Raw genomic sequence first — 15703 nt, forward strand, 5'->3', positions numbered from 1 at the left:
AGGTGCGACCACCGCGCCACGGACCTACTGCCGCTCCAACACCGTCGCGTCGATTGCCACAAGATCGGCCGCCAGGTCACGGAGCTCCTGGACCCGATCATGATCAAGATCAGCACCCAATCCCTCCGGGAAGCCGAACCGCGCAGCCAAGACTGCGCCACAGATCGCGCCGTTGGTGTCGGTATCGCCGCCCAGCCGGATGATCGACTCCATCGAACTGTCGAAGTTCGCGGCCTTCGTTGCCGCCCAGATCGCCAGATCCAGCGCGTAGATGGCGTGACCGATCCCGGCACACGGAATCTCATCGAGCTCCAAGCCCGGATGCAGACCAAGGTCGGCTCCGGCGACGTCTTCGATCATGTCCAGATCGATGCGGGCGCCGTCGAGCAGCGACTGCAGCATCCAGATGTAGACGCGTACGCAGCCCAGCACTTCCGGATGAGCGTGAGTTGTGCGCGATGAATCGACAGCGAGATCGGCGCCATCGCCGCTGATCAGCGCGAATGGCGCCGAGCGCATCAAGGACCCGTTCGCGACGCTGTTCGGAGCCGATGAACCAGCTCTCGGATTCCCGGTGTCGCGATAGCTGAGCAGACCGTTCGCGGTCGTGCCGCCGACATCCGGCGGTCGGCTGTCGAACCAAGCCAGTAGTCGATCGGCGACCGCCTTCGTCGGCGATCCATGATCTCGCGCCGCATCCACGAGTCCCTGGGCAACGGCGACCGTCGTCTCCGTGTCGTCAGTTCCACGGCCAGCGGGATGGCCGAAAGTCGAGACTCCAATCGTGATCGGACCGGTCAGTGGGCCGGTGCGGAATTCGTATGCCGCCCCGAGGCAGTCGCCGTACAGAACTCCGAGCAGGACGTCGCGTGCGCGGTCCTTCGGTCTTGTGGGCATCGTCAGACAACTCCCATCGTCAGCTGTTACCGGCCACCGACTCCGCGCTGCTGGTCAAGTCGTTGCCGATCCCGGAATCCAGTCGCCGGGCGTACACGGAGTTGCTCCGGGCCAGGCCGCCTGGACGTTGGAGGCAGCAATCCGATCTGGGCGCGGTGGCGTTCAGCCAAGGCGGAGGCGTATACCCGGGCAAGATCATCTCGAGAGTCGAGGTTGCCGAGACTCTTGAGGATGCGTTCCAGCGTCTCGGCTGTAGCGGGAGCCTGTGCCCGCCGAAGCCGCTCCAACAACCCTCGATGCGTGGTGCCCCGAGTCCAACCGACAACTTTTTGATGGGCCTGGACCATCGCCAGTGGGCTGCGGCTGGCGTGCTCATGGAGCAGTGCGTCGGGCTTGATGCGTTCGATGCCCACGCGCTCCATGACCGGGTCTGGGAAGTCCGGGGTATTGGAGGTGCACAGGTAGGTGGCGCGGGCAGCGACCGCCGCAGCGACAACGTGGCGGTCATCCGGGTCCGGCATGTAGAGGTCGGCGAATCGTGCGTAATCTTCCTCGGACGGCTCGACGAATGATTCCGGATAGTTGGTCCGGGCGTGGTTCCGTAGATCCTCAGCAGTAGCGAGAAGGGAAGGGAGCTCGGCGGGATCATGGCAGCGCATGGTGGCGGTCTTCTTCTTGTTTCTCACCACTTCGTCCAGGATCTGCGAACTCCATTTGACCGCCGCTACGTTTGTTGCTTGGAGCTGAACGAAGTAGTCGCTGAGCACTCTGGAGTAGAGCACATTGGCGTCGAGGAGTACGACGCTCCGGGGCGGTTTCGGCCCGCTCTGCGATGACTGGTCCACGCCTACTCGTCCCAGTCGAGCTTTGCTTGCAGTTGGGACCAACCGTCCGCGAATTCCTGCCGGCGGCGCTGATCCTTCTCGAAAGCAACTTGTAGGTCGGCAACGCGGATAATCCGCTCGCCATCGATCTCCTTGTATCCCAGGCGGCCATCGTCCATCGCGGACACCAAGTCTTGGAGCCGTAGGCCGAGGATCGCGGCCGCAGCCTCCGATGGGACGACAGAGTCCGGGTCGCCGGCTAACACCTCGTCGCGGTACTGGATCCAATCGCGCACCTGGCGGCCGTACCGCTTTGCCTGGAGCTCGTCGTAGTCGGGCTGCACCCGCCCTTTCGGATCGTGTTGCCTGTCGGTCATGATCCTCCCTCGCTATATACGCCGTTCACGCTAGCGCGGAGTCGGTCGCCCGACGTGTCGCTATCCACAGACCGGCGCGGCCAGAGTCAGTCGCCCAGGATGTAGCGAGTCGGTTCCTGTCCCGGCTCGTGCTTAACCGAGGATGACTCCATCTTTCGCGTTGCGGCGTCGGCAAGATCAACATCGAGCACATCGGCGAGCCGGACCAAGTAGAGGAGTACGTCCGAGATCTCTTCCTCGACCCGTGTGTGCAGCGGTTCGTCGTGGGCCTTGTCGGCAGCGGATTCGGCCGGCAGCCACTGGAACAACTCGGCGAGTTCGCCGACTTCGCCCATCAGTGCGAGAACGAGGGACTTCGGGTCGTGGAAGCGGCTCCAGTCACGTTCCTCGGTGAATCGCCGCATGCCGTCGCGAAGCTCGATGAGATCAGACATGGTGCAAGCCTCGCATCTGGGAGAACGAGCCGGGATCAGCGGCTCGGGCTAAAGCGATCGGACTGCTCGACGTGCCCGGCCAGTGCGGACAGCCACTCCCAGGCGATCATCTTGTCGGAGGTCACTGAGTTGAGAATGTCGTACATCAGGTGGTCGGCGAGCGGGTAGCCGCCATGCTCGATCCGCTGCGCCCACAGGTCGGCGTAGAGCCGGCTCATACCGATCTCGCGGGCCAGCGCCTTGGCAACGGTGGGCATCCGATCACAGACGATCACCGCGCCGAGGTCATATCTCGTCTCGGGCCAGTGTTCGCTGTGGAGCCCGAGCCGCTCGGCATGGCGACCCAACGCGATGTCACTGATCAACTCGCTGAGCTCGGGCGGTTCCAGGTCGTCGATGCTTTCGCACACCGTGAAGCTGTTGCCCAGATGTACCAGCGCGGCAGCGGTGATCAGATGGTCGGTGTAGTTGGGATGCGTCTCGTCGAGCATCGTCGGCACGGTTCCGGCTGACGCCAGGATCTGCCACGCCCATCTGCCCCACCGAGCATCACCTTCGTGCCAATATCCAGCAAGCTCGGCCGGCGCGTCTTCCCAGGGATCCGTTGCCTCGTCCATGCCGAAAGACTGCCAGTCGGTACTGACAGTGGCGATTGATTGCCGGTCCCGCTGCGGTCGGTGAGCGTCTGGACCCCTGTGGACAAGGTCCGGGGTTGAGCGGCGCTGCGGCCTAGCGTGGGGGCATGGCTGAGTTCGAGGTCCCCACGGTCGCTGAGGTTGCCGGCGGTCTGCCTGCGGTGCTGGAGCGGTTCCGTTCGGCGAGCACGTTTCCCTTCAGCTTCGGCGACAGCAGGCCGGAGGCGGTCGTGCTCACCTATGACGAATTCGAGGAGCTGGGCGGCGAGCAGCGGATCCCGCGCCGTGCTCGGGTCGGATCGGTTGATGAGGTGGCCTCGGATCTCGAGCAGATGGTCGCCGAGATCCGGGCCGGGTCGTTCCTGCCCGTGGTGTGGGGTGATGGGGACGAGCCGCGGCTGATGATCATGTCGACGGCGCAGTACCGCGATCTGCGTGGAGATGATCATCCGCCGGAAGGGGTGGACGACGATCCGACCAAGCGGACGTACGTGTCCCAGCCGCTGCCGACAAGTCGACCGTTCGATGCGGAGAAGTGGTTCGCTGAGCACCGATTGTCGGATGAGGCGCTCGAGATAGCCCGGAAGAAGTACGGCAAGCTGCCCGGTGAGTGAGCCGTCGTGTACGAGCTCCTCCGGCCGCCCCAGGTAGAGCTGGATCTACTGCGGATTCAGCGCCTCGCGGAGACTGACCCGGCCAACTACGTGTACCTGTTCCTCAAGGTCGACCGGGAGATCACGGGCTTGCAATCCGGCGAGGCTAATGGCTATCACGCCCTGGGCTACGAGCCAGGCAAAGGTGATCTTCGGGACTCTGTGACGTGTTACATCCAGTCTGACCCACATCGACGGCCCGATTACCGCCTGGTCTTCCGGGAGATGCCGCCGGAGTGCGCTGGAGGACCGCCGCGACGGGAGTTGATCGCAGTACGCCCGCGGCGCGGTCCGGGCAACATCTACGAGCACGTGCTGGCTCGGCTACATCGTCACCCCGATGATCTTCAGCCGGGCCTCGGCGTGTTCGGCATGCGGAGGTCCGGTCGGGGCGGCAATGAGTTAGCCCGGCAGGCAGAGTTGGCCGCGAAGCGGGCAATCGCCTTGGCCTTTGCCGGACAGGTGCCTCTGTCAACCTCACGTCCAATTGGCTCGGCAGGTGTTGGTCTACGCGCGGGTCTTGGGCGCGGCGGTCATCGACCCCAGACCACCAGGTCACCTCGACCTGGAAGCAGGGTCGTCTGACATGTCTGACAGTAAGGCGTACCCTTGGACTATGCCCAGGGTGACTGCGCGCGAAGCATCGCGAGGATTCGCGGCGCTACTGGATCGTGTCGAGCATGATGGCGAGGAGTATGTCGTTGTGCGGGACGGCAGAGAAGTCGCTCGGATCGTCCCTGCAGGCACGCACACGCTTGAGTCTCTCCAGGATGCCCTGGACGATGTCCCGGCCCTTGATCTTGACTTCGAACGCGACGCTCTCGGCGCCAACCGCCTTCTGACGATGCCGAGTGATCCGTGGCTCGACTGATCCTCGACACGACTTTCCTCATCGACCTAGAGCGGCGGCGCAGCCGGGGCATGCCGTTTCCGGGCAGCACCGATGTGGCAATCGCCGCAGTGACGCTGGCGGAATTGCGGCACGGCGTGCTCGCTGCTGACACCGAGCGACGGTCGGCTCGGGCGACGTTCGTCGACGCCGTGGTTTCCGTTGTCGAAGTCTTGCCCTACACGCGCACAACGGCGCTCGAACACGCAGTCCTACTCGACCATGTGCGGCGTACTGGCACGACCCGAGGCGCACAAGACCTCATCATCGCCGCTCACGCCCGACAATCCGGCCGCCAGGTGGTCTCGCGCGACGTGCGTGCGCGTTTCGGCCAACTTCCCGGCGTCGTGGTTGCCGAGCCGACTGACCCGTAACTGTCGCCGAGCCTCGGGTGACATTCCATCACCGGGGCCGGCCAATGGATCAGGACTTGGCGGTTGCAGCGGTCAGCGCCCGATGCAGCTTCGTCGGGTCCCCGAGACGATGCCGCAGCGCCCTTTCCAGGCCACCGATCGGAACCAGATTCTGAGGCGCTCGCGAGTCTTTGTACGGCTCCGAGGCGAATGGCGGAAGCACGGTCGCTGAGGTGTCGGCAAGCCGCAAGACCTCCGCGCGAGACAGCGACTCGGCGGCCTCACAGCGTACGATCCCGGCCCAGGGCGAGGTTGAGGTGGTCGGAAGGCGTAGATACCAGGTGTGCCGCGACCAGGTCGTACCGATGGTGAAGACCGGAGTCCGCTGGCCTGCCTGGAGTCTGACGATGATCTCGTTCAGTTCCGGCGGCAGGTACGACGCGCGGTGGCTCTTGATGTAGCCCAGGGCACGGGGGATCGTCGTACGGCCGAAGAGGGGTCCGTCCATGATCATCAGATCGTCCTCGCGCGCCCGACTGGCGGATGCGGCCTCGACTTCGAGTTCGCCCATCCGTTGCTGTACGCCGATCTGGAGGTCCTCGAAGTCGCCTCCTGCCGTGTGGATGACCGGATATTCTGCGATGGGCGTCCTGACCTCGTCGGCTCCGGGAAAGCTTGTGAAGATCCCGCGCCCGACCCGTGTCTCGGCAACTCGCGCGTGCCCGTCGATCCGGACCACTCCGGCGGCAACGCTTGCTGCGATACCGAGGACGGCGGCAGGATGATCATCGTCGCTGAACCAGACCCGAGCGTCGATCCGCCGTACGCCATCGATGATCAACAACTCTGATGGCCGCCAACCGTCTGCGGCTGGATTCACGGGCGCCCAAGACTCTGGTGGCGTTTCAAGATCAAGAGTGAGTTTGGCGGCGGACTCGTCGAGGGCGCCGTCGCCAAGGGAGGTGCCGAAGGACGGGTCCCACGGATCGACCCAGACCCGGGCAGTCATGCCCAGACCTTCTCTACCGATGATCGGGAACCTTCCCGGCGCACCTCGAATCGGACCGGTACCCGTTCGGCGAGGGCCGCGACGTGAGTGACGAGCCCGACCGTACGCTCGCCGCCGCCGGCCAGCTGTTCCAGCGTGCTGGCGACGATGTCGAGAGTCGACGGGTCCAGTGTGCCGAAGCCTTCGTCCAGCAGGATGGTGTCGAGCTGGCCGGTGTTGGGCGACAGTGCGGCGATCTGTGAACTGAGGGCCAGCGCCAGCGCCAGGGAGGCCTGGAAGGTCTCGCCGCCGGACAGGGTCTGCACTGGCCGTTGACTGCTTGCGTCGTTGTGATCGATCACCAGGATGTCCTGCTTGTTGTCCAGCGTGAGCTCGAACTGGCCGCCCGACAACTCGGTCAGCGTCTCCGATGCTTCGATCATCATCGCCCGGAGGGCTTCCTCGACCATCCACCGTTCGAAGTTGCGGGCGTTGAGCAGATTGCCCAGCTCCTTGTGCAGCTGCTCCGATTCCTCTTGATCACCGATTCGCTTCTCGAGTGCTTCGGCTAGGCCGCGGCGCTCCTTGATTCGGTCGAGAGCGTTCTGGGCTCGTTCCACTGCTCTGACGACGGTGGTCAGGACGGCATTCTCGGTGAAGTCAGCCGGAGCCGCGAGATCATGGTCGTCCAGTGCCCGGCCGACGACTGCGCGCTGCTCGAGTTCGCGGGAAGCTGCGGTCTCCCTGGCCGCAAGCGAATCTGCGGCCGCGGCTGTCAGTTCGGTGATCTTCCCGGCAGCCCACGAAGCAAGCGATGACCAATCGGCCACATGATCACCAATAGTCGCTGGGGGCGTGAGCCGAGCCACGGTCTCCCGAGCGATCATCAGGCTACGACCCACGTCATGCCAGCGTTGCTCGACAACCTTGGCCCGATCATCGGCCTTCCGCTGGGTTTCGCGAGCCGTACGGGCGACCTGACGCGCAACGGTACAGCGGGTCTCCGCCTCCGTCGCTCTCTCGTACGCCGCAGCTGCGGCTGCCGCATCAGGCCGACCAGCCAGTGACGTTTCCAACTCCGCCAGGGTCTTGGCGAGCCGTTCCTCTTCTGCGACGGCGCGATCATGCCCCCGCTCAGCAGCCGATCGGGCCGCGTCTGCTGTCTTCATGGCCTCCTCGGCCCGGTCAAGCGCGGCGCGTGACGCGGCAAGCCCCTGATGGGGCGGCCGGTCGGGAATCGTCGCCACAACCTGGCGGCAGACGGGACATTCGTCGCCGGCAACCAAGTGTTGGGCAAGATCATCGGCGGCGTGGGCAATCCTGATCTCCTCCAGGGCCGTCCGGGACTGCTTCAGCACTTGGGTTGCGTGCTCGCACTCGGACGTCGCCTGGTCGAGGGCGCCGACAGCTTCGGCCACAGCTGCCGTGGCGACAGCTTGCTGCTTCCGCGTAGCGTCGAACTCGTCGTGGGTCTTGATCAATTGCTGCCACGTCGACGGCTGGCCTGCGTCAGAGATCGCCTGTTCCGCTTCGAGTTCTGCTTTCTCGGCAGCCGCGACCGCATCGGCAGATTCGGCGCAGGTGGCGGCGGCCTCCTCTCTCTCGACAGCCAGCGAGTCGAGGCCCGTTGGCGTGCTGATGGAGTTGAGCGCTTGAAGATCGGCCGCCTGGTCGGACACCTTCGTCCTGGCGGTTTCAAGGTCAGCCGTAGTGATCTTCCATGGCGCGAGCAGATCCTGGAGTTGATCATGGAAATCGGTAAGCGTACGCAGCCGGTCAGCGGCCGACTCCTCGGCGGCTTCGGTGGCATCGGCGTACTGATCCAGTTCTCCGCGAAGAAGCGATGCCGTGGTGCGCGCTTCGTCGGACTTCCGGTTGGCCAACTGCATCACTCGTTCGTACACACCGAGCCCGAGCAGTGAGACCAGCAGGTCCTGGCGCTCGCGCTTCTCCGCGTGCAAGAACTTGGCGAACCCGCCCTGCGGCAACACAACGCTTTGCGTGAAGTGTTCGTAGCTGAGGCCAAGGATCCGCTCGACGCCGGCCTCCATGTCGGCCGGAGTCTCTGCGATCGACTCGAGTTCCTCGCCGAGCAGCCCACCAAGATCACCGGTGAGATCGATCTCGGCCGGCAATGTGATTAACCGGGTCTGCTTGGTAGTCACCTGCCCGCGCGCCGACTTACTCAGAGCTCGGACGGCGGCGTATTGCCTGCCGCCCACCTCGAAGATCAGCGAGACCCGGGTGAAGCTGGTCGAGGGCGCCATCGCCAGTGAGACCTGGTTGCGCCGCGGCCAACGCGGAGCGGCGCCGTACAGGGCAAAGCAGATCGCGTCGATGACGGTCGTCTTGCCCGATCCGGTCGGACCGACCAGTGCGAAGTAGTCGGTGTCGGTGAAGTCCAGGCTGACAGGATCACGGAAGGTGCCGAAGCCTTCGATATCAAGGCGCATCGGTCGCATCAGGCACCAGCTCCCTGGACCTCGTCGAGGAGTTCGGCGAACCGGCGGGTCAGCCTGTCGACATCCCCGCGGTTCTGGGACGTGAGGTAGTCGGTGAACAACTCGACCGGACTGCGCCCGATGCGTTGCGAACTGTTGGCCGCACCGGCAGGCCTGCTGAACTCGGGGTCGATGCGCACTTCGAGCGTCCCGGGCAGCAGCTCTCGTACATCGTCGGCCAGGCCGGCCCGCGGCTTCTCGGAGATGATCACGCGTAACCAGTCGGTGTCACCCACGGTCAGATTCTCCAGATCGGCCAGCGTGCCCCGGACCGTACGGAGCCGTCGTCCGCCGGTGATCTCGACGTCCTTGGTCTTGGCTGGGGTGTCGGCGGTGACCTCGATGATCACGGCGACCGACGTGTTCTCGCCTTCGCCGAAGTCGATCTGCAGCGGTGAGCCTGAGTAGTGCAGCGGTGCCGGTCCGGCGATCTGCTGGCGTCGGTGCAAATGGCCGAGCGCCGCATAGTGCAGGTAGCTGGGGAAGTGCGTTGCCGGCAGGGCATATTCGAAGATCGTCTGGGAGCCCCGTTCGCCACCGCCCTTTGACCCGCCATAGAGCATCGCGTGGGTCATGAAGAGGTTGACCGCGCGACCGGAGCCGAAGCCAGCGGTCAGCGCGTCGATCATCCGCTTGATGTTGTCGGAGTAGTCCCGGTTGATCTCGGCCTCAGTGCGAGTGATCGCCTGGCTCGCGGTGATCGCGTTGCGCTGGGAGATGAAGGGCAGGATCGCAATCCGGGCCTCCTCTCCGCTTCGGGTCTTGATCGTGAGCTGTCCGCCGTCGTCCGGTCGCACCGGAGCGCCGACGATCGTGATGCCCAGTTCGCCCATCACCGGACGGAAGACGTCGAGCTGGCGCGGATTGTCGTGGTTGCCGGCCTCGGCAATCACCTGGCGTCCATCGTGGTGGAGTTCAAGCAGCGTACGCATCACCAGTCGTTGTGCGTCCGGAGTCGGAGCCGAGGTGTCGAACAGGTCACCGGCGACCAGGACGACGTCGACGTCCTCGTCATGGGCGACGCGAACGATATCGCGTAGGACCGCATCGTGCTCGTCGAGCCGCGGCCGGCCCTTGAGCACCTTGCCGACATGCCAGTCGGCGGTATGGAGAATGCGCACGAGATCTCTTTCTGGATCGTACGATCAGAACGGCGGCGGATTGTCGTCGGCAGGCTTGGGCGCCACGCGAGCAAACGGATCGTTGGATCTGGACGATCCCTGAGCTCCCGACGATCCCTGAGCTTGCCGAAGGGCGGAGACTGGCGGCGTCCCGGCTTCGGCGACGCGGGTCGCCCAAGCAGGGAAGGGAAATTCCACCGCAAGCGGCACCGGAAGGTCCGGCTGGGAGACGAACATCGAACCGGGCTTGGCCAGCAGCGCTCGCTGCCGGTGCGTCTGCGGAAGGTAGCCGTACTCGGGCCGGGACGCCTCGGCGGCATCCAGCCGGCCCGCGACGCGGATGGCGCAGTTGGCAACGATCCGGCGTTCGACCTCGGAGGCCGTCTGCTGCGCGCCGATCAAGATCACGCCGAGCGAGCGGCCGCGTTCGGCCACGTCGAGCAGGATTTCCTTGATCGGATGCGATCCCTCGCGCGGCGCGTACTTGTTGAGCTCGTCCAGGACGATGAAGGTGAGCGGGTCGGCCGAGCCGCTGGCCTCCTTGTCGGTGAGCTGACGCCGGAGCGTCACGCCGACGACGAAGCGCTGGGCGCGGTCGGCGAGCGAGTGGATGTCGACGACGGTGACCTGTGCCTGCGAGGTGCCGACCTGCTGTCGACCGCGAAGATCAAGGTCGCCGCGGATCAGCGGCCCGAGCGGCCGTACCGCCGAATGCAGCCGGCGAAGGAACGCGTTGACCGAGCCGAGCGCGGTCGATCCAGGGGTCCAGTTGGAACGGGTGTTGTCGTCGGTGAGTTGATCTTGCAGAAGATCGATCAGCGCCGACCAGGATCGTACGGTCTGGCCCACGATGCTGATCGCGCCGGAGTCACCGACCGGGACGGCTTCGCGCTTGAGCTTGGCTGCTACCTGGCCGATCAGCAGCGTGTACTGGGCACGATCATCTTCCGGATCGGCGAAGCAGAAGGGAAGTAGCTCGTTCTGGCAGAACTCGTACAGGGTCCAGAACATGGACGAGACTTCGCCGCCGACCCGACCGGTGACATTGGGGGTGCCGGCCGAATCGCCCGGACGTGGAGGAGCGAAGACGCGCACCGACTTGAAGGGATCGGCCGGAAGCCCGAGGGTCGCGTACTCGGCGGCCTGATCATCGGTGAGCCGGGTGTTCGGGTAGTCGAGATAGAGCAGGTCCTCGCCCTTGACGCTGTAGACCAACGCCTTGGTGTTGACCGCCTTGGCGCCGAGGACCTGGGAGGTGAACACCGAGTGCAGCAGGAAGAGTGCGTAGCTGGTCTTAGTCGCGACGCCGGAGATGCCCGAGATCGAGATGTGCGCACCCTTGGTGCCGTCGAGAAAGTCGAGGTTGGCGTAGACCGGGCGACCGTCACGGCCGAGGCCGATCGGCAGCTTTCGCTCCATCGAGTCGAAATAGAGCGCTTCGTCCCGTTCCGCGGCCTCGGCCCGGCGGACGGCAGCTCCCGGTGTCGGCGGGACGTAGATCTCCGGCTCGACCCGGGTGACCGTGATCTCCGCGGACTCGACGACCTCGCCGGGAAGGAACCCGTCGGCGATCAGGTGCACGTCGGATTCGAACGACGCACCTTCATGACGGGCCTGAACCTGAGTGACGATGCCGGCGGTGCTGATCGTGCCGCGGCCGGGGAGTTCGCGTTCGGTGATCACGACGTCGTCGAGCTGGAGCCAGTTGCCGGGGACCAGAGAAGCCCAGAAGGTGAGTGGGCTGGCGGGCTGGGTTCCGAGGACGCGGGCGATGGGCGTGGGGATGGGGGCGTCGTCGGTCATGTGCTCAATCTAGGAGATGACGCTCTGGTCCGTGGTGAAGGCGTGACATCAGTTTGACTGATCCAACCATGTGTGGCCCCGCTTTGATAGATGAGCTAATTGCGCAACTCGCCACACGACCATCCCATTATCTGGTAGCTCTACTTCAGAGCGTAGCGATCGACAGGTGACCGATATGAGGGAGACGTTGTTGTGGCGAAGCAGCAATCGCGGGCGGTGTTCAGATTGTGGTCACACGGCAGCTGGCCACAGGTCGATGTAGTGGGCGAATCTCATTACCGGGACTCGCTGCGTTCGCTGTTTCCGGCGAAGCTCCCTGCCGGCGGCGGATCCCAGTCGATCGACACCACCGCGATCCTGCTCCCAGAGCCGAGCAACAAGCATGATCCGAATGCAGTGATGGTGCTGGTGCAGGGCAAGCAGGTTGGATACCTGGCCAGGGACGATGCTGCCAGGTATGCACCGATCTTGAACCAGTTGATCGAGGCAAACCTGCAGCCCGAGACCGTCTGTAACGTGTGGGGGCACGAATACGACGACTATGTCGGCACGGATCGGCGTGGTCGAAGTGTCTACAAGACTGAGTTCAGCGCCGGAGTCCGGGTCGTCCTCGAGGAGCCGCATCTCTGCTTGCCCACGAACCCGCCGCCGACGGCGCCCTTCGTCATGCTGCCGTTTGGCGGCGCGGTCCAGGTCACTGGCGAGGAGAACCACCTGGACGCGATCACTCCTGTCTTGCGCCCAGAGGGACAGAGCTGGGCTTACGTCACGCTGCATCCGCTGACAGAGCAGCTGACTCGATCCAGCCGTGAAGTGTTGGAGATTCGCATCGACGACTGCCGGATCGGACAGTTGACGCCGAAGATGAGCGGGGATTTTCTGCCAGCGGTGCGACTCCTCGAGAGCCTCGGCTACCAGGCTGCGGCCCAGGCTCTGGTGACGGGGAATCGGCTCAAGGCCGAGGTGACAATCTATGCGGAACGTGCACACCAACTCAGTGCTGACTGGCCGAATGTGGAACCGGTTACCGATCTCCCGATCACGAGTCCCGACGGTGGCTTCGCGACCGGCGCCGCAGAAGGCGGCCCCGCCGCTCCAATTGCCGACGCTCACGCGCGGCAGCACCAGCCCGTGCCGCCGAGACCAACGCGAATCCGTTTCAATCCCCCTCCTGGGTGGCCTGCAGCGACGCCCGGTGCCGAGCCGCCACCCGGATGGATGCCGCCAGCCGAATGGCCGATTGCGCCACAAGGATGGGACTTCTGGGTGGTGGATTTCGAGCTGGAGACTCGGTAGGCGGGGTGAAGGCTGACGAGCACACTGCGAGTGGCTCGCTTACGTGCCGCCCGGCAGTCGGGTCCACACAATGTCGCGCGAGGGCTTGATCTCATCCGTCTGTCGACCGAATCTGGCAGTTCCGCCACATAGGCCGACCAAGCATCGTACGATTCTCAACTGCGTGAAAGTGGTGCTGGCAACTGATGGATGATGGCGGAGCGTAATGTTCCATGTTTGGCACGGGCCGCCGGGATGGCCCGACTTTGGTGCCGGCTTCGCGCCACCAGTTGACTTCCGTCCTGACTGGCAGAATTGGACGCCGATCCAGGGTTGGTCCGTCTGGTGGAGACCGGACGATGCTTCGGAACTCGTCGACCTCATTGGGTCTTTCGAGCCCATGCCGTCGATGCCGAAGCAACCGGAGTTCGAGACGGCACCACCAATCTGGGTCGCGCCGCCGGGATGGCCCGTTGCGCCCGATGGCTGGGTGCCGCCGATGGGCTGGAGCCCTCCCCGCGACTGGCCGCCGGCGCCTTCGGGGTGGCAGTTCTGGCAGCCGGATCACACCATCAACGCGAATCGCTTTCGCGAGTGGAAGGCTCGGCAGACCTCGGTAGTGAGGACTCGGATCGCCACGCCCGCAGGTGCCTGGTTCTGGGTCAACGAAGTTGAGACTCAACTGATGATCATCCGGGCCCGACACCAAGCGTGGATCGGCCGCTGGGCACTATTGCAAGCGTTATGGGCGGAGACCCCTGCGCGGAAGAGCGTGCCACTCTCGCCGCGTGCTTCAATGAGGCGCTAACCGTCGGAACCAGGCTCAGGGACTTGTTGCTTGTCGCTGCGCAAGGGGCGGATCCTGACGTCCCCGGTGTGCCAGACACGGCGGAGCGCTTCGACGCGCTCCAGACGAGATACGGCGACGTGTCCAAGGATCTGACGTTGTCGCAAGTCCGGTCGCTGTCGGACCGCGCTGCTGAGCTCTTGCGGACCACCGGGCGACCACTGGTCGGAGCCCGACAGGCACTGAGTGCTGTCAAGGATGAAGTGCGCCTGCGGGGCGAGTGGCTTACGACCTATCTATGGGCTGATGAGGACGACGACAGTGCCGATTGGCCGGAGGCCCGGCATCAGGCTGCGCTCTACATGATCAGCCGCCTCCGGCTTTCTGGCGTCGACATCGTCAAAGCTCGGGATGGGCACGTCGACGTTTACGCACGCGGTGCGGTTGCCCGGGTCAAGTATCTGCAGCGACCTTTGGGAGTCGTCGACCTGCTTCAGATGAGCATGGCCCTTGGCGAAGCGCGGATGCTGTTGGTCTTCTCCCGAGGCGGGTTCGACTCCGAGGTGCTGGACCACGCAGGGCAGGACAAGATCGCACTTTTCTCGATTCATCTGCCGGACGACATCCAGCCAGCGAATCAGGTCGCACGCCGATTGGTCGGCGGAGCCTCAGCCTCGGTCTTGCTGAGCTCAGGCTAGAACTTGAAGGATTGCGTAGGGCTCCCGGGCTGAGACTTGATGCTCTCCATCACCCGAAGTTCTGGTGCTCAGTGATCCAACGGGTCAGCCGAGGGGCAACCCAAGAGCTGTAGATGCCGATCGTGATGATGCACAGCAGGAACCACTTGATCCAGCTCCCGAAGAGCCCGATGCCAGTACCCGTGAATTGGACGCGTCGCCCGAAGACCAGCGTGTGCTGGGACTTCCACCGGTGCCGCATGCAAAACGGCCCAGGGATAGGCGATCCCGAGCGTGAAGAACGTGAGGATCGCGGCCAGGATGCTGATACCCAGGTACGCCCCCGCGCCGCCGTCGAATCTGAAAGGCTTCGCGTACGGGTCGAATCCCAGTAGCGCTCCAAGTGCGGGCTGGTTGAATACGACTGGATAGCCCGGTGGGGGCTGGTTCGGTTGCATAGCCGTCTATTCCTTCTGCTCATCGAGAGCGAGCAGGAGCACCCGACGGTCACCGCCACATCCGAGCAGACCGTAACGGCAACCCGGACCGTGACAGCCAAGCCGAAGCCTGCTCCGACGAAGACGGTCACCGTCACGGCGAACCGAAGGCCCAGCATGACCATGGCGATGGTGGGTCCGGCGGCACGATCGGCGATGGGACCTACGGGGTCGGTGACGAGATCAAAACCGGGAACTACAAGTCGTCCGGAGGCGCGGGTGATCTCTGTTATGCCGACACGGAGACCGAGTCGGGCGACATCCTTGATCAACAGGTGTCCCAGGGCGCGCCCGTGGTGATCCGAATCACTTCCCAGGCGTACACATTCGAGTCCGATGGCTGCGGCACCTGGCATCGGATCGGCTGACCGCCCATGAACACCCCCGATCATGGTCATGGCGTTCCGGTCCTTGTGGTGAAGGCAGCGAACGACACGTTCAGCCGGCCGTCCGGTAGGACGAAACCGGGCGGCCGGCAGCCTCTCGTGCCGCTGATCGCTCAGGCAGAGGCGATGGGCCTGGATGTGGTCCCCGTCGTCGGGCCCAACTGCTCCGACGCGTACATCGCGGCTGTCGCAGCGGTCGTTCGCCGGCGCTCCGGCGAGTTCTACCTCCGACTGCCGGAGGCCGCCTGGCCGGACGTCTCCGGGCCGCAAACATTTGGCCGACTACTCCAGCGCGTGGGCACGTCAACCTCGAACGCCCATCTCATCCTTGACATTCAGGGCGAGCAGGGCCCCGCCGGAATGGCTCGGGTGACCGCACGGCTGCGATCAATTTGGGCGCTGGGAAACTGGCGATCGGTCACGCTGACGGGGGCCGGGATGCCCGATGTGTCCAGAGTTCGAAATGACCAGCCGACTTTGTGAGTTTTCTCCACGGCGTCAGCGCCGGGTGATAAGACCAATACGGCATCCATGCGGATACGGCACGGACGCCGTGACAGGCGGGTGCGCAGCAGAGAGCCAGAAATGGCAATGAAGGGATAGCGG

General features: G+C 64.5%; 17 protein-coding genes. 7 read left to right on the plus strand and 10 right to left on the minus strand.

Features of this window, described 5'->3' with window-relative positions:
• Nucleotides 1-24: 24 nt before the first annotated feature.
• The 5 genes from IEY07_RS15080 to IEY07_RS15100 all read right to left on the minus strand — a co-directional run bounded on the left by IEY07_RS15080 (nucleotide 25) and on the right by IEY07_RS15100 (nucleotide 3149).
• Nucleotides 25-897: an ADP-ribosylglycohydrolase family protein gene (locus IEY07_RS15080; protein WP_188896214.1), complete on the minus strand. Its 873-nt coding sequence runs from the start codon at nucleotides 895-897 to the stop codon at nucleotides 25-27.
• A 26-nt stretch (nucleotides 898-923) separates the two neighbouring features.
• The gene (locus tag IEY07_RS15085; RefSeq protein ID WP_188896215.1) at nucleotides 924-1742 is read right to left on the minus strand and encodes a PIN domain-containing protein; all 819 of its coding nucleotides are present in this window, start codon (nucleotides 1740-1742) and stop codon (nucleotides 924-926) included.
• Between the two features lie 2 nt (nucleotides 1743-1744).
• Nucleotides 1745-2098: a hypothetical protein gene (locus IEY07_RS15090; RefSeq protein ID WP_188896216.1), complete on the minus strand. Its 354-nt coding sequence runs from the start codon at nucleotides 2096-2098 to the stop codon at nucleotides 1745-1747.
• Between the two features lie 86 nt (nucleotides 2099-2184).
• The gene (locus IEY07_RS15095; RefSeq protein WP_229670145.1) at nucleotides 2185-2532 is read right to left on the minus strand and encodes a nucleotide pyrophosphohydrolase; all 348 of its coding nucleotides are present in this window, start codon (nucleotides 2530-2532) and stop codon (nucleotides 2185-2187) included.
• 35 nt (nucleotides 2533-2567) lie between these two features.
• Nucleotides 2568-3149 (minus strand): hypothetical protein, encoded by a 582-nt coding sequence (locus IEY07_RS15100; protein ID WP_188896217.1) that lies wholly within the window; start codon nucleotides 3147-3149, stop codon nucleotides 2568-2570.
• 125 nt (nucleotides 3150-3274) lie between these two features.
• Between IEY07_RS15100 and IEY07_RS15105 the strand changes: the two genes are divergently transcribed.
• The 3 genes from IEY07_RS15105 to IEY07_RS15115 all read left to right on the plus strand — a co-directional run bounded on the left by IEY07_RS15105 (nucleotide 3275) and on the right by IEY07_RS15115 (nucleotide 5083).
• Complete coding sequence (locus tag IEY07_RS15105; protein WP_188896218.1) at nucleotides 3275-3781, plus strand: hypothetical protein; 507 nt, start codon at nucleotides 3275-3277, stop codon at nucleotides 3779-3781.
• A 655-nt stretch (nucleotides 3782-4436) separates the two neighbouring features.
• Nucleotides 4437-4691, plus strand: a complete 255-nt coding sequence (locus IEY07_RS15110; RefSeq protein ID WP_188896219.1) for a type II toxin-antitoxin system Phd/YefM family antitoxin — start codon at nucleotides 4437-4439, stop codon at nucleotides 4689-4691.
• Nucleotides 4679-5083, plus strand: coding sequence for a PIN domain-containing protein (locus IEY07_RS15115; RefSeq protein WP_188896220.1), 405 nt, complete (start codon nucleotides 4679-4681; stop codon nucleotides 5081-5083). The genes IEY07_RS15110 and IEY07_RS15115 overlap by 13 nt, the downstream gene beginning before the upstream one ends.
• A gap of 49 nt (nucleotides 5084-5132) precedes the next feature.
• Here the strand turns inward: IEY07_RS15115 and IEY07_RS15120 are convergent, their stop codons facing one another.
• Genes IEY07_RS15120 through IEY07_RS15135 form a run of 4 tightly spaced genes read right to left on the minus strand, consistent with a single transcriptional unit; the run spans nucleotide 5133 to nucleotide 11475 of the window.
• On the minus strand, nucleotides 5133-6071 hold the full coding sequence (locus IEY07_RS15120) for a DNA double-strand break repair nuclease NurA (protein WP_188896221.1): 939 nt from the start codon (nucleotides 6069-6071) through the stop codon (nucleotides 5133-5135).
• A complete protein-coding gene (locus IEY07_RS15125) occupies nucleotides 6068-8512 on the minus strand; it encodes an AAA family ATPase (RefSeq protein ID WP_229670146.1) in 2445 nt (814 codons plus the stop codon). Before IEY07_RS15125 ends, IEY07_RS15120 begins: the two co-directional genes overlap by 4 nt.
• A complete protein-coding gene (locus IEY07_RS15130; RefSeq protein WP_188896223.1) occupies nucleotides 8512-9672 on the minus strand; it encodes an exonuclease SbcCD subunit D in 1161 nt (386 codons plus the stop codon). Before IEY07_RS15130 ends, IEY07_RS15125 begins: the two co-directional genes overlap by 1 nt.
• A 24-nt stretch (nucleotides 9673-9696) precedes the next feature.
• Nucleotides 9697-11475 (minus strand): ATP-binding protein, encoded by a 1779-nt coding sequence (locus IEY07_RS15135; RefSeq protein WP_188896224.1) that lies wholly within the window; start codon nucleotides 11473-11475, stop codon nucleotides 9697-9699.
• 192 nt (nucleotides 11476-11667) lie between these two features.
• Here IEY07_RS15135 and IEY07_RS15140 point away from each other — a divergent pair, with 192 nt between their 5' ends.
• Both IEY07_RS15140 and IEY07_RS15145 read left to right on the plus strand, forming a co-directional pair.
• Complete coding sequence (locus IEY07_RS15140) at nucleotides 11668-12771, plus strand: HIRAN domain-containing protein (RefSeq protein ID WP_188896225.1); 1104 nt, start codon at nucleotides 11668-11670, stop codon at nucleotides 12769-12771.
• Nucleotides 12772-13494: 723 nt separating this feature from the next.
• Nucleotides 13495-14235 (plus strand): hypothetical protein, encoded by a 741-nt coding sequence (locus IEY07_RS15145; RefSeq protein ID WP_229670147.1) that lies wholly within the window; start codon nucleotides 13495-13497, stop codon nucleotides 14233-14235.
• A gap of 49 nt (nucleotides 14236-14284) precedes the next feature.
• Here IEY07_RS15145 and IEY07_RS24790 read toward each other — a convergent pair whose 3' ends face one another.
• On the minus strand, nucleotides 14285-14836 hold the full coding sequence (locus tag IEY07_RS24790; RefSeq protein ID WP_505745403.1) for a DUF898 family protein: 552 nt from the start codon (nucleotides 14834-14836) through the stop codon (nucleotides 14285-14287).
• Nucleotides 14837-14860: 24 nt separating this feature from the next.
• On the opposite strand from IEY07_RS24790, the gene IEY07_RS24935 reads away from it, so the two are divergent.
• Both IEY07_RS24935 and IEY07_RS24795 read left to right on the plus strand, forming a co-directional pair.
• A complete protein-coding gene (locus IEY07_RS24935) occupies nucleotides 14861-15079 on the plus strand; it encodes an Rv1352/Rv1906c domain-containing protein (RefSeq protein WP_505745404.1) in 219 nt (72 codons plus the stop codon).
• Nucleotides 15080-15085: 6 nt separating this feature from the next.
• Nucleotides 15086-15580 carry a beta family protein gene (locus tag IEY07_RS24795; protein WP_373288860.1) on the plus strand — a complete coding sequence of 165 codons (495 nt, stop codon included), beginning with the start codon at nucleotides 15086-15088 and terminating at the stop codon, nucleotides 15578-15580.
• Nucleotides 15581-15703: the final 123 nt, after the last annotated feature.

It is taken from the genome of Microlunatus endophyticus (assembly GCF_014646195.1).
In the GTDB taxonomy this organism is placed as follows: Bacteria; Actinomycetota; Actinomycetes; order Propionibacteriales; family Propionibacteriaceae; genus Microlunatus; species Microlunatus endophyticus.

Bases quoted from the DNA above. Each gene is read 5' to 3' on its own strand.
- IEY07_RS15105 (WP_188896218.1), top strand. From the start codon at position 3,275: ATGGCTGAGTTCGAGGTCCCCACGGTCGCTGAGGTTGCCGGCGGTCTG.
- IEY07_RS15090 (WP_188896216.1), bottom strand. From the start codon at position 2,098: ATGACCGACAGGCAACACGATCCGAAAGGGCGGGTGCAGCCCGACTAC.
- IEY07_RS15095 (WP_229670145.1), bottom strand. From the start codon at position 2,532: ATGTCTGATCTCATCGAGCTTCGCGACGGCATGCGGCGATTCACCGAG.
- IEY07_RS15145 (WP_229670147.1), top strand. From the start codon at position 13,495: ATGGGCGGAGACCCCTGCGCGGAAGAGCGTGCCACTCTCGCCGCGTGC.
- IEY07_RS24795 (WP_373288860.1), top strand. From the start codon at position 15,086: ATGAACACCCCCGATCATGGTCATGGCGTTCCGGTCCTTGTGGTGAAG.
- IEY07_RS24790 (WP_505745403.1), bottom strand. From the start codon at position 14,836: ATGGTCATGCTGGGCCTTCGGTTCGCCGTGACGGTGACCGTCTTCGTC.
- IEY07_RS15080 (WP_188896214.1), bottom strand. From the start codon at position 897: ATGCCCACAAGACCGAAGGACCGCGCACGCGACGTCCTGCTCGGAGTT.
- IEY07_RS15120 (WP_188896221.1), bottom strand. From the start codon at position 6,071: ATGACTGCCCGGGTCTGGGTCGATCCGTGGGACCCGTCCTTCGGCACC.
- IEY07_RS15100 (WP_188896217.1), bottom strand. From the start codon at position 3,149: ATGGACGAGGCAACGGATCCCTGGGAAGACGCGCCGGCCGAGCTTGCT.
- IEY07_RS15135 (WP_188896224.1), bottom strand. From the start codon at position 11,475: ATGACCGACGACGCCCCCATCCCCACGCCCATCGCCCGCGTCCTCGGA.
- IEY07_RS15125 (WP_229670146.1), bottom strand. From the start codon at position 8,512: ATGCGACCGATGCGCCTTGATATCGAAGGCTTCGGCACCTTCCGTGAT.
- IEY07_RS15110 (WP_188896219.1), top strand. From the start codon at position 4,437: ATGCCCAGGGTGACTGCGCGCGAAGCATCGCGAGGATTCGCGGCGCTA.